This is a genomic window from Christensenella massiliensis, assembly GCF_040409835.1.
In the GTDB taxonomy this organism is placed as follows: domain Bacteria; phylum Bacillota; class Clostridia; order Christensenellales; family Christensenellaceae; genus Christensenella; species Christensenella massiliensis.
In genome coordinates this window covers 1,690,951-1,703,202 of record NZ_CP117826.1, presented here as the reverse complement: position 1 = coordinate 1,703,202, position 12,252 = coordinate 1,690,951, and the positions used below count along the sequence as shown (strand labels likewise).

Below are 12,252 nucleotides of genomic sequence, written 5' to 3'. Positions count from 1 at the left end.
AAGCGAGTCGGTTGGGGTAAAGGAGGAGCAAGGAGGCGGGTGAAGTTTCCGCTTTTGCGGGAAACGGAACAGAGCGGACTATGCGACGACGTGGGCCAAGCGACGCGGATATCGGGCGTGTCTCCGGCGGACATCTCGGTGCTGCTGGTATATCTGACCGGACAGGGAAAATAGCGCGGCCGACGGTTTGAAATAGGGGCCCCCGGCGCACTCGAGCGAAGCGAAGTGGAGAGAGTGCGTTAGGGAAAAGGACGGAGCGCTGTCCGAACCTATGGTTCGGCTAACAGCGCCCGGGCAAGGGCTGTCCATGAGTGCGAGCGACGGAGGAGCGATGCAGAAATGGGAACAGCCTACTGCCGTGCGGAAAATACATAAGAACAGAATAGGACGAGGCGGGAAACGGAACAGAGCCGACTTTGCTCATGATAAACTGGGGCCCCCGCGAAACTCGAACGCAGTGAGTTTCGTGGGGAAGAGGAGGAGCCGCCCAAGGAGCAAGCTTTCCGAAGCGTAAGACGGGGTCCCCGCCGAAACCCAATGAAATGGTTTCGGTGGGGAAAAGGAGGAGCAAGGAGGCGGGTGAAATTTCCGCGAAAGCGGAAACGGAACAGAGCCGACTTTGCTCCGACGTGTTTCACGTGAAACACTCCCCTTTTTAATTTGATTTTGCAGCCCGATATGGATATACTGATTTTGAAAGATGTTTTGGCGTGCCGCGGAGGGCTCCGCGGTATGGACGAAGCGGGAGCCAAGGCTCCTGCCCGGCGCAAACGGCGCGGAAAGGAAGAACAAATGAACGAAGCGATCCTTTTTGAAACAGAGCGGATGACGTTCCGCCGTTTTACAGAGCAGGACCGCGCGGCGGCGGAGGTGTTCCTCAAGGACCCGGAGGTCATGTATGCATGGGAGCACGGCTTTTCCGACGCAGAGGTAACGGATTGGTTCGCACGCAATGCGGAGCGTTATGCGCGGTATGGCTGCAGCTGGCTGTGCGCGGAGGAAAAAGAGACGGGAGAGACCGTCGGCGCGATCGGGCTCATTTTCAACGGGGACATCGGCGGCATGGCCATGTGGGAGATCGGCTATATCCTGAACAAACGCTTTTGGGGCAAGGGCTATGCCGCCGAAGGAGCGCTTGGCTGTGCAGACTATGCGTTCCGTGTGATCGGAACGGATAAGGTGGCGGCGCAGATGCGCACGGATAACGCTGCTTCCCGCGCAGTCGCCCAAAGGCTGGGCATGCGCTATGCAGGAACCTACGACCGCTTTTACTGCGGAAAAAATACGCCGTACGATATTTATATTTTGGAAAAGGAAGGAACAGAACAGCCGTAACAGGCAAAACGGGGCTGCGGCCCCTAAAAATAGGCATACGGAAAATAGGAGGGACAAGTAAAATGCATCTGGCAGGAAGAACATCAAAGTGGCTTAACATGCCCCATCAGGCGACGGTAACGGATAAACGCATCGTGATCCATGCGGAACCGGGGACAGACCTCTGGCAGAATACCTATTACAACTTCACAAAAAATACGGGACACGCGCTTGTCGCGGAAGCGGACGAGGAGTGTTCGTTTTCGGTAAGGGCCGCGCGGGAGGGCAGCAGCCTTTACGACCAGTGCGGAGTGCTCGTCTATCTGGACGGGAAAAACTGGGCGAAGGTATGCATGGAATACGGCGACGAAAGCACGCAAAGGCTGGGGAGCGTCGTCACCTCGGGCGGATATTCGGATTGGGCATGGACGGAACTGCCGGGAGATATCGACGTCATGTATTACCGTGTCAGCAGGCTCGGAGACAGCTTTCTGTTCGAGGTCTCCCGGGATGGAAAGGAATACCGGGAAATGCGCATTTTCCACCTGCGCTGCAAGAATGCGGCGGTGCGCATCGGCGTGTTCGCGTGCTGCCCCACGGGGGACGGCATGAAGGCGGTGTTTGAGGAAGCGGCGTTCACTCCGCCCGCATGGAAGCCCTATAAAGGAGTATAAGCAATGTCTGAGTTTGAACGCGGCCTGATGACGCTGCTTGCGCAGGCTGGTCAAGCGGTCACAAAGCGCCAGTTTTCGGCCATGGAAATTTACTACAACGAGCTTGTGGAAGTAAACCGCACGCACAACCTGACGGCGGTCACGAGCCCGGAAGATGCGGCGCTGCGCCATTTTTTCGACAGCATCGTGCCGCAGGCGCTCATCCCGCGGGGGGCAAGTGTTGTAGATGTGGGGAGCGGAGCGGGCTTCCCTCTTGTGCCGCTGAAGATCATGCGGGAGGATATCTCGGCGACGGCAGTGGAATCCGCCGGAAAAAAATGTGCGTTCATAGAGCGCGCAACCGCCGCGGCAGGCGTTGCCGTCACGGTGCGCTGTTCCCGCGCGGAAGAGCTTGCGCGGACAGAGCTGCGGGAGAGCTTTGACGTATGCGTTTCGCGGGCGGTCGCGCAGCTGCGCGTCCTTGCCGAGCTTTGCGCTCCCCTTGTGAAGCCGGGCGGACTGTTCCTCGCCTATAAAGGAGATTACGCTCAGGAGCTTGCAGAGGCGGAGCACGCGCTTTCAGCGCTCTGGCTCAGGCTCGAGGAGACGGTAAAAATGCCGTGCGAGGGCTATGCGCACCATGTGCTCGCGTTCCGGAAAACGGGAGCATGCGCCGCGAAATATCCGCGCAGATATGCGCAGATCGTAAAATCGCCGCTGTAAGGCGGCCGGCCCGGAGGGAAGAAAAGACAAAATGCAGGAAACGGTATTTTTTGACCGTAAAAAGCCAAGCGCCGCGAAGCTGAGGGAATTCGGGTTCCGTGAAGCGAACGGGCTCTATCGATACGATACCCATATTGCGGGTGGGCAGTTTCAAATGACGGTGGAGGTTTTACAATGCGGAGCCGTACGCACGCAGGTCGTCGATGTGCAGACGGGCGAGGAATATGTGCTGCACCGCATGGCGAAAGCCGCGGGAGAGTTCGTGGGCATGGTGCGGAGCGGCTATGAAGCGGTCCTTACGGCGGTCGCGGAAAGCTGCTTCCTGCCGGACGTGTTCAAAAGCGCGGGCGTAAAAGCCGCGGTCACTCATGTGCGGGAGGCCTACGGGTGCGAGCCGGAGTTTTTATGGAAGCGTTTTCCGGGAAACGCGGTGTGGCGCAGACCGGACAACCGGAAGTGGTTCGGGGCCCTGCTTACCGTATCTGCGCGTGTATTGGGCCTTGATTCGGACGAACAGGTAGAGGTGATCGACCTGCGTGCCGAGCCGGACGAGGCCGCGAGGCTTGTGGATGGGGTACGGTATTTTCCCGGCTATCACATGAATAAAAAGCACTGGATCACGCTCCTGCCGGGCGGCGCGGTTTCCGGGGAAGAGCTGTTCCGCAGGATCGGCGAAAGCTACAGGCTGGCCGCGAAGCGGTGAAGCCGCATAAAATTTTGGCGAAAGCATGGCTCCGTCATAATTCGTTCATATTCCCATGCTAAAATGGAAGCAAATACAGGAAGAGAAGGCTTGTTTTTATGTTCAGAAATTTTATGGCAGGACGGTACGGCGGGGATCACTTTGGAATGTTCCTCGTCATTCTGTCCATTATTTTGTGCGTGGTGTTTCTGTTCGTTCCGGTACCGTTTATCAGCTGGGTCAGCTGGATCCCGCTGGTCTTTTCGATCTACCGCATGTTTTCCCGGCAGATCGAAAAGCGGCAGGCGGAAAATTATGCGTTCCTGCGCAAATGGGGCGCGGTGCGCACATGGTGGTGGAATCTCAAAAACCGCGTGAAGGACGGCAGGACGCACCGCTATTACAAATGCCCGGAATGCGGGAAAAAGCTGCGCGTTCCGAAGGGCAAGGGAAAGATCAGCATCACCTGCCCGCAGTGCGGAAATAAATTTATCAAAAAGACATAACCAGATTTAGCGGAAAAACAGAAGAAAAAGGCGCCGACACGCAAGATGTTGTAGTAAGGCGCCCTTTTTGCACGCCCGGAAAGGAAAGAAAACTTTTCAACCGCGCCTTTTTCCGATATAATAGGAGAAAGGCGGCGTTCCCTTTCTGCGGGAACTGCCCGGACCGGCCCGCCCGGACGGGGCAAACGGGCCGCGCATCGAAACGGAGAGTGAAATCATTTTGGGCAAGATCATTGCGATCGCAAATCAAAAGGGCGGCGTCGGGAAAACGACGACAGCCATTAATTTAAGCGCGTGTATCGCGAACAAGGGAAAGCGCGTGCTTCTTATTGATATCGACCCGCAGGGGAACAGCACGAGCGGCCTCGGCGTGGAGCGCGTGGGCCTGAAAAAATCGTCCTATAACGTGCTCGTGGGCGGCGTTTCGGCGGTCGAGGCGATCCGCCCGACGATGATGCAGACGCTCGACCTCATGCCCGCGAATATCGATCTTGTGGGCGCGGAGGTGGAGCTCGTATCCATGATGGCGCGCGAAACGATCCTGCGCCGTGCGCTCGAGGATGTAGCCGGCCTATATGATTATATTTTTATGGATTGCCCGCCCTCGCTCGGGCTCATTACCTTAAACGCGCTGACCGCGGCGGATAAGGTGCTCGTGCCCATTCAGTGCGAATATTACGCGCTCGAAGGGCTGACGCAGCTGATGAGTACGATCCGGCTCGTGCGCCAGAGCCTCAACCCGTCGCTCGAGGTGGAGGGCGTCGTGCTCACGATGTTCGACGGCCGCACGAATCTTTCGCTTCAGGTGGTGGAGGAAGTGCGGAAATTTTTCAAAAACAAGGTCTATGAAACGGTGATCCCGCGCAACGTGCGCCTTGGGGAAGCGCCGAGCTATGGCCTGCCCATTATTTTATACGACAACAAGTGCCTCGGAACGGAGGCGTATAACGAGCTTGCGGTGGAATTTCTGACGAACGACATGAAATGACCAAACGGCCCGCAGCGATCGGAAAAGAGGAGAGACCATGAAAAGAGGACTCGGCAAAGGCCTCGGCGCGCTGATGGCGGACGCGCAGGCCGGAGCGGAAAAGCAAGAGGGCGTCAGCGAGATAGACATCTTTCTGTTGGATAACGACACGAACCAGCCCCGGAAAAAATTCGATGAGGAGAAGCTGAAGGAGCTCGCACAGTCGATCAAGGTGCACGGCATCATGCAGCCCATCATCGTTTACCGCAGCGAGGGGCGCTACACCATCATCGCGGGAGAGCGGCGGTTTCGCGCGGCAAAGCTGGCGGGGCTGTCCAAGGTTCCCGTCATCGTGAAAGAGCTGGAAAAACGCGAGATACTCGAGCTTTCGCTGATCGAGAACATTCAGCGCGAGGACCTCAACCCCATCGAACAGGCCACAGCGCTCGGGCAGCTGATGGAAAACTACGGACTCACGCAGGAGGAAGTGTCGAAACGGGTGGGCAAGAGCCGCAGCGCGATCGCCAACCTGCTCCGCCTGCTGTCTCTGCCCGAGGCGGTGAAAAAACAGGTCGTGGGCGGGAAGCTATCGGCCGGGCACGCGCGTTGCCTGCTGTCGCTCGGCGACAATAAAAAAATCGGCGAGGGCGCGAAATATATCATCGAAAACGACCTTTCCGTGCGCGAGGCGGAAGCGCTCGTAAAGGACTGGATGAATCCGGCCGTGCCCGGAAAAAAAGCGGGAAAGGCCAAAAAAGCCGTGCCCGCGGAGCTTGCCGACGCGCAGGAGCAGCTTTCCCGCGCGCTTGCCACAAAGGTGCAGATCAAAGGCTCGCTTGCCAAAGGAAAGATCACCATCGATTACTATACGGCCGGGCAGCTCGAGGAGCTGTACGAATTCCTGAAAAAAGCGGAATAACGAAAGAACCGCCCCCGCGGAAGCGGGGGCGGTCTGCATAGCGGGAACAGGCGCACCGGACTCTCCTTCCTTTTTTAGGGCAGGATCGATTGCCGGGATAAGCCTTGCGTTTCCGAAAAACGGGCGGCCGATCCGCACCGCGGCCGCAGCCTGCGGCGGTGCTTCTGCGGAACGTATCGTTCAGACCGCCCGGAAAAAAGCAAATGCGGCTGCGCGGATGAGCCGCACTGATACGCGGAGGACTGCCGTGAAAACACAAACGACCGGGACCGTATACCATTATTGCAGTGTAGAGAGCTTTTACAGCATTCTGCACAATAAGATGCTGCGCCTTTCGGATATCGGAAAGAGCAACGATTATATGGAACGCCGGTGGCTCCAGCTTTTCATTCTGGAGACGGCAATGGAGGAATACGAAAAGGAGCCGTTTCCCATCGCATTCGAAAAGGACGGAACGGCCTACAGCGGGCGGGGAGCGGTGGAGGAGCTTATCCGCTACGAGCTGAAAACCATGGGCCAGCATTGGTATGATGATTATATTACCTACGCCATCTGTTTTTCCGAGAAAGGAGACGTCCTGAGCCAATGGCGGGGCTATGCGGACGACGGGCAGGGCGTGTGCATCGGCTTCCGCGCGGACCGCATCAGCGGCATGCTGAAAAAGAACCGCGAAACGGGCCGGGTGGACCGCATGTTTGAATTTGCGCGCATCCGCTATACCAAGGCGGCGCAAAAGGCGCTGATACGTCCGTATATCCGCAGGCTTTTCCGCTATCTGCATACGCTGACCGGGCAGGACGGAGAGCCGTCCGGCGAGCTTATCAGGCTGCTGCGCGCCGTGAACGGCGAGAGCGCGTTCTGCAAGAACCCGGCGTTCAGCGAGGAACGCGAATGGCGGCTGGCCGTCAACTTTCCCATCCCCACGACGGACGCCTATCAAAAATTCATGGAGCGGCAGGGGCATGTTTCGCAGAACGAGCTGTTCAGCAAGCTCAAAACCGTAGTCGTGGGCAAGACCATCAAATCCTACGTGGAGCTGAACCTCAAAACGCTGGGGCTGGACGCCGTCACGAGCGTGCGGCTCGGCCCGAAGTGCCGGCTCACCAAAAACGATGTGAAGCTGTTTTTGTTCAGCGAGGGCGTGGCGCTCGAGGGCGAAAATATCCTCACGTCCTCCGCAACATACCGGTAGGACACGTGCTGCAACCGGACCCGGCCTGCGCCCTTGGGGCGCTTTTTTTATGTGTGAAATTCCGGCGGAAAAGGCAGCGCGCCGTATCTGCTTTTGGAAAACGGCGGGGAACAGACGCGCATAAAATAACCGTCAGGACAGAAGATACCGTAAAAATTATTCCGAAAATATTGCACCAAATTGAAAGATTGTCACATTGTCCTTGTAATTTTACTCGGCTATACTAAATACAACAAACAGAGATACCATTCATTCTCGCATAATCTTATGGAAAAGGAAAAAGGAATTTCGCCGCAGCACTGATACGGATCCGTGCTGCACCAAAAACACAGGCGAAAAGGAAGTCATTTTCTTACAAGTGAAAAAAACAGGCTGGAAGAATGGACGACGGCCCTTCAAACTGCACAGGAACAGGAGCTGCGATCGTTTGTCTTATCGTTGTATTTCGTTTGCTTTTACAGGCAAAAAACATAAAAGGAAGAAAAGGAGAAAGAAAATGAAAAAATTGGTAGTAGTGCTTTTAGCTGTCATTATGGCTGTATCGGTCTTTGCGGGATGCGCGGCGGATACACAGCCGCAGGCATCGGAAACGGCTGAAAGCGGAACGAATGCGCAGGGAAGCGAAAGCGCGGACGCGGGCGCGGCGGACGGCAAGACCTTTAAAGTGGCGTATGTCAATAAAACGCTGAACAATCCGTTTTATGTAGCGCTCGATGCGGCGATCAAGGAAGAGGTTGAAAACCGGGGCTGGCAGTATATCAGTCTGGATGCGAGCGATGATATCACAAAGGAACAGGAAAACCTCGAAACGGTAGTTTCACAGAAGGTGGACGCGATCATCATGAACGCGGTCGATCCGGAAGCGTGCGTGCCGTCGATCAATGCGGCAGTAGGAGCGGGGATCCCGGTCATCTGTGTCGATACGCAGGTATCCGATCAGGCAAAGCCCGTAACGACAGTCCTTTCCAACAACTATGAAAACGGATATCAGGTTGGGCAGTATGTCGGCAGCGAAGAGATATTCCCGGCCGATGAGGAGATCATCTCGGTCCTGCTGAGCGGAGCAAAAGGAAATCTGGTCGGTCAGGAACGCCGCACCGGATTAATGGCGGGGATCATTGCCGCGCGCACCGGAATGTCGGCGGAAGAAGCGAAAGCGGCGGCGGAGAAAATGGAGCAGGAGCTGACAGACAGCGGGAAAGCGGTCAACGAGGAAGCAAAATTCAGGATCAACAGTCAGGGCTGGGGCAACTGGACGGCAGACGAGGGCCTGCCGGCAATGGAAGATATGCTGGTGGCAAATAAAGACATCAATCTCGTACTTTCCGAAAATGACAATATGCTTCTCGGCGCAAAAACGGCGCTCGACAATGCCGGCATGACGGAGCAGATATGGCTGGCGGCAGGAGCGGACGGACAAAAAGAAGCCTATGAGGAAATTATGAAGGAAGGCTCCAGATATCTTGGAACGGGTGAAAACAACCCGTATAAGATAGGAACAAAAGCAGTTGAAATCGCGGAAGCTCTCCTGTCGGGAGAGACGGATGCATCCTCCTACGATGCAATTACGCCAACAGAGGCGCTGGCTGTTACAAAGGAAAACGTGGCGGAGATCTATAATCCGGATTCCCTGTTTTAAGTAGCGGCCGGGGGGAGCGGCCCCGGGCCGCTCCCGCAAATTGCAATTGGTTGTCAGAAGCGGAGGAGAAAGCATAGATGGAAACATATCGGGTAGAAATGCTTCAGATCGATAAGCATTTCGGAGGCGTGCATGCGCTGAAAAATATTGATTTCCGGGTGGAAAAGGGAACGATCCATGCGCTTGTGGGGGAAAACGGCGCGGGGAAATCCACTTTAATGAAAATACTGTCCGGAGCGGTTCAAAAAGACAGCGGAATCATAAAAATAGACGGAAAAGAGGAAGCGATCCATTCGCCGCATGACGGGAAACGGTGCGGGATATCGACGATCTATCAGGAATTTATGTTGGCGCCCCACCTGACCGTCGCGGAAAATATTTTTATCGATAAACTGACGCAGGGCGGAAAGTGGATCAATTGGAAAAATCTGCGGAAAAAAGCGCAGGAGATATTGAACCGCCTTGGCTTTGATAATATAGACCCCAATATGCGGGTCGCCGAGCTTCCGGTCGCCTATCAGCAGATCGTCGAGATCAGCAAAAATCTGATGAACGATAATACGAAGGTCTTGGTTTTGGATGAACCGACCGCCGTATTGACATTCAGTGAGATCGAAAAGCTGTTCGGGCTTGTGCGGCGGCTGAAAGAGCAGGGCGTCAGCATCATTTATATTTCGCATAGGCTGGACGAAGTGTTCGAGCTGTGCGATAAGATCACGGTCATGAAGGATGGGGCGGTCGTGCAGACGGTAGACGCCGGCCGGATAGATAAAAAAGCCCTGATCAGCTCGATGGTGGGGCGGGAGCTCTCCACCCTGTTCCCCAAGCGGGAAGCGCAGATCGGAGAGGTCGTGCTGAAGGCGTCGCACCTGACCTGCGGAACGATGGTGAAAGACGTATCCTTTGAAGTGCGGAAGGGAGAGGTGCTGGGCTTCAGCGGCCTCGTAGGAGCAGGACGGACGGAGACCATGCGTGCCGTTTTCGGAGCCGATAAGCCGGAAGCGGGCACGGTCACGCTGAACGGAAAGCAAAGGCTGTTCAAAGATCCGAAGCAGGCCGTGCGCAGCAGGCTGGGGCTGCTGCCCGAGGACCGCAAGCAGCAGGGCGTAGTTCTCGACCAATCGATCCGTATCAATACGACTTTGTCCTGTCTGAAAAAAGTCGAACGGTTTCCCGGATGGATCAGCGACGGCAAAGATAAGAAAACGGCATCTGAAATACTCGAGCAGCTGCAGACAAAATACGGCTCGCTGGAAGACCCCGTTTCATCCCTTTCCGGCGGGAACCAGCAAAAGGTCTCTCTTGCAAAATGGATGGCGGCGGACTGCGAATGCATCATTCTCGATGAACCGACGCGCGGCGTGGACGTCGGGGCAAAGGTAGAGATCTACAAAAATATCAACGATCTCGCCGCACAGGGGATCGCAGTCATCATCATTTCCTCGGAGATGGAGGAGATCATTGGGATGTGCGACAGGGTGCTTGTGATGCGGCAGGGAAAAATCGTAGGCGAGCTGGAAAAAGCAGAAATCACAGAAAACAATTTGATTCATTTTGCAATGGGGGGCTAACGAATGAAAGAGACTTCAATTTCAAACAAGGGGAGATCAGGACTGGGAAAATTCCTGATCAAATACAACACATATATCATGCTGCTCGTGCTGATCATTATCTGCACAAGCATCTCGACAGATTTTTTTACGGCAGATAACTGGATCAATATCGGCCGGCAGTATTCGGGAACGATCATCGTATGTATGGGAATGCTGTTCGTTATCCTGACGGGCGGCATCGATCTTTCCGTAGGCTCCATACAGGCGCTCGGCAGCGTCATGGTGGCGTGGGTGCTGACAACGCAGGGCTGGAGCATGCCCCTCGCCATACTCATCCCTCTGGCATTCGGCTTTGGGCTGGGGATGGTCACGGGGCTCCTGACGGCGTATGCGAAAATGGCTCCGTTCATCGCTTCGCTGGCGATGATGACGATCGCGCGCGGTCTTGCGTTTATGATATCGAACGGGCAGCCCGTGGCAACGCCGGAAAATTCCATCGGACAGCTGGGCGTGGGCGCCGTTGGAGGCGTATTGCCGTATCTGGTCCTGCTCGCGGCCGTCGTGGTGGTGATTTTTGCCCTTCTGCAAAGATATACGTCGTTCGGGCGCATCGTGATCGCGATCGGCAGCAATGAAACGGCGGTCCGCCTTGCGGGGATCTCTGTGAAAAAGCAAAAGATGGCAGTTTATGCGATCTCCGGGCTGTGCGCGGCGCTGAGCGGTATCATTGCCGCGTCACGGACGGCGATCGGAACGCCGATCATCGGGGAAGGACTTGAGCTCGACGCGATCGCGGCCTGCGTCATCGGCGGCGCGAGCCTCGCCGGAGGGGAGGGCTCCTGCATCAAGACGGTCGTAGGCGTGCTCGTGCTCGCTTTGATCAGCAATATCATGAACCTGCTCTCGGTTCCGTCCTATCCGCAGGATGTGATCAAAGGCCTGATCATCATTGGCTCCGTGCTGCTGCAATCGTTTACGGCGGGCCGGAAAGAACAGAGCGTCTGAGGAAAACCGAAAGAGAAGGAACAAGAGGGAAAGGAGCGAAAAAATGAAGCAAGTTGAACTGACGGGGATCAAGCAATTTGAGGAAAAAGAGGTAGAGAGGCCGAAGCCGGCCGCGGATCAGGCGCTGATCAAAGTGGAAGCGGTCGGGATCTGCGGTTCGGACATTCATGCCGTACACGGAAAACATCCGTTCATGTCCTTTCCGATCGTGCTGGGACATGAAGCGACGGGAGAAGTCGTGGAAACAGGAAAAGACGTTACCTCCGTCGCGGTAGGCGACCGGGTGATCTACAGGCCGCAGAAGATATGCGGGGAGTGTCTGCAGTGCAGGACCGGGCACTATAATATATGCGACAGGCTCGAGGTGCTTGGGTGTCAGGATACGGGCGCGAGCTCGGAGTATTACGCGGTAGACGCAGATCTTTTATACCGCCTGCCGGACGGTCTTGGCTATGCGGAGGGAACGCTGATCGAGCCGCTGGCGGTCGGCGTTCATGCCGTAAGGCGCGGCTGCGCGGAGATATCGGGGAAAAAAGTCCTCGTGATCGGCGCGGGTACGATCGGAAATCTGGTGGCGCAGAGCGCCAAAGGAATGGGAGCCGGCGCCGTCATGATCACGGACGTTTCCGAATATAAGCTCGATATGGCAAAGGCATGCGGCATCGATTATCCGGTCAATGTCAGCAAAAAAGATCTGAAAGACGAAATGACGAAAGCATTCGGCCCGGACGGCGCAGACGTCGTATTTGAATGCAGCGCGAACGAGCATGCGCTGAACGAAGTCTTGAATATCGCGCGCAAGGGTATTACTATTGTTATCGTAGCGGTTTATGGCGGAAAAGCCAGCGTCGAGATGGCCAACGTTCAGGATCGGGAATATTCGTTGGTGGGAACGCTTATGTATCTGCATGAGGATTATGTGGAAGCGATCAGGCTCGCGGAAGAAAAAAAGGTAAATTTGGAAAAGCTGATTTCAAAACGGTTTGATCTGACGGAAACGGCGCAGGCCTATCAATACATTGACGATCACAAAAACGATGTGCAAAAGGTAGTCCTGAATGTGTCCCATCCTTCGTGATCCGAAACGACAGGAGAAATA

The 12,252-nt window shown here is 55.7% G+C and carries 13 protein-coding genes; all 13 read left to right on the top strand.

What is annotated here, in order from left to right; genetic code table 11:
- The first annotated feature begins 39 nt into the window (after positions 1 to 39).
- The 13 genes from PUP29_RS08195 (at position 40) to PUP29_RS08135 (ending at position 12,231) form a co-directional block, all read left to right on the top strand.
- On the top strand, positions 40 to 174 hold the full coding sequence (locus PUP29_RS08195; protein ID WP_353422955.1) for a hypothetical protein: 135 nt from the start codon (positions 40 to 42) through the stop codon (positions 172 to 174).
- Between the two features lie 558 nt (positions 175 to 732).
- Positions 733 to 1,335, top strand: a complete 603-nt coding sequence (locus PUP29_RS08190; RefSeq protein WP_353422954.1) for a GNAT family N-acetyltransferase — start codon at positions 733 to 735, stop codon at positions 1,333 to 1,335.
- Between the two features lie 62 nt (positions 1,336 to 1,397).
- A complete protein-coding gene (locus PUP29_RS08185) occupies positions 1,398 to 1,988 on the top strand; it encodes a DUF1349 domain-containing protein (protein WP_079546336.1) in 591 nt (196 codons plus the stop codon).
- Between the two features lie 3 nt (positions 1,989 to 1,991).
- A complete protein-coding gene (gene rsmG, locus PUP29_RS08180) occupies positions 1,992 to 2,690 on the top strand; it encodes a 16S rRNA (guanine(527)-N(7))-methyltransferase RsmG (protein WP_079546337.1) in 699 nt (232 codons plus the stop codon).
- Positions 2,691 to 2,721: 31 nt separating this feature from the next.
- Positions 2,722 to 3,393, top strand: coding sequence for an MmcQ/YjbR family DNA-binding protein (locus PUP29_RS08175; protein ID WP_079546338.1), 672 nt, complete (start codon positions 2,722 to 2,724; stop codon positions 3,391 to 3,393).
- Positions 3,394 to 3,491: 98 nt separating this feature from the next.
- Positions 3,492 to 3,878, top strand: coding sequence for a hypothetical protein (locus PUP29_RS08170; protein ID WP_079546339.1), 387 nt, complete (start codon positions 3,492 to 3,494; stop codon positions 3,876 to 3,878).
- A gap of 220 nt (positions 3,879 to 4,098) precedes the next feature.
- Positions 4,099 to 4,866: a ParA family protein gene (locus PUP29_RS08165; RefSeq protein ID WP_079546340.1), complete on the top strand. Its 768-nt coding sequence runs from the start codon at positions 4,099 to 4,101 to the stop codon at positions 4,864 to 4,866.
- 37 nt (positions 4,867 to 4,903) lie between these two features.
- Complete coding sequence (locus tag PUP29_RS08160) at positions 4,904 to 5,764, top strand: ParB/RepB/Spo0J family partition protein (RefSeq protein WP_079546341.1); 861 nt, start codon at positions 4,904 to 4,906, stop codon at positions 5,762 to 5,764.
- 247 nt (positions 5,765 to 6,011) lie between these two features.
- Positions 6,012 to 6,956 (top strand): DUF2971 domain-containing protein, encoded by a 945-nt coding sequence (locus PUP29_RS08155; RefSeq protein WP_353422950.1) that lies wholly within the window; start codon positions 6,012 to 6,014, stop codon positions 6,954 to 6,956.
- 496 nt (positions 6,957 to 7,452) lie between these two features.
- Entirely contained in the window at positions 7,453 to 8,595 is a 1,143-nt protein-coding gene (locus PUP29_RS08150; protein ID WP_353422949.1) for a substrate-binding domain-containing protein, read from the top strand.
- Between the two features lie 77 nt (positions 8,596 to 8,672).
- Entirely contained in the window at positions 8,673 to 10,166 is a 1,494-nt protein-coding gene (locus tag PUP29_RS08145; protein ID WP_079546343.1) for a sugar ABC transporter ATP-binding protein, read from the top strand.
- Positions 10,167 to 10,169: 3 nt separating this feature from the next.
- On the top strand, positions 10,170 to 11,153 hold the full coding sequence (locus PUP29_RS08140; RefSeq protein WP_079546344.1) for an ABC transporter permease: 984 nt from the start codon (positions 10,170 to 10,172) through the stop codon (positions 11,151 to 11,153).
- Between the two features lie 43 nt (positions 11,154 to 11,196).
- Entirely contained in the window at positions 11,197 to 12,231 is a 1,035-nt protein-coding gene (locus tag PUP29_RS08135) for a zinc-dependent alcohol dehydrogenase (protein WP_079546345.1), read from the top strand.
- Positions 12,232 to 12,252: the final 21 nt, after the last annotated feature.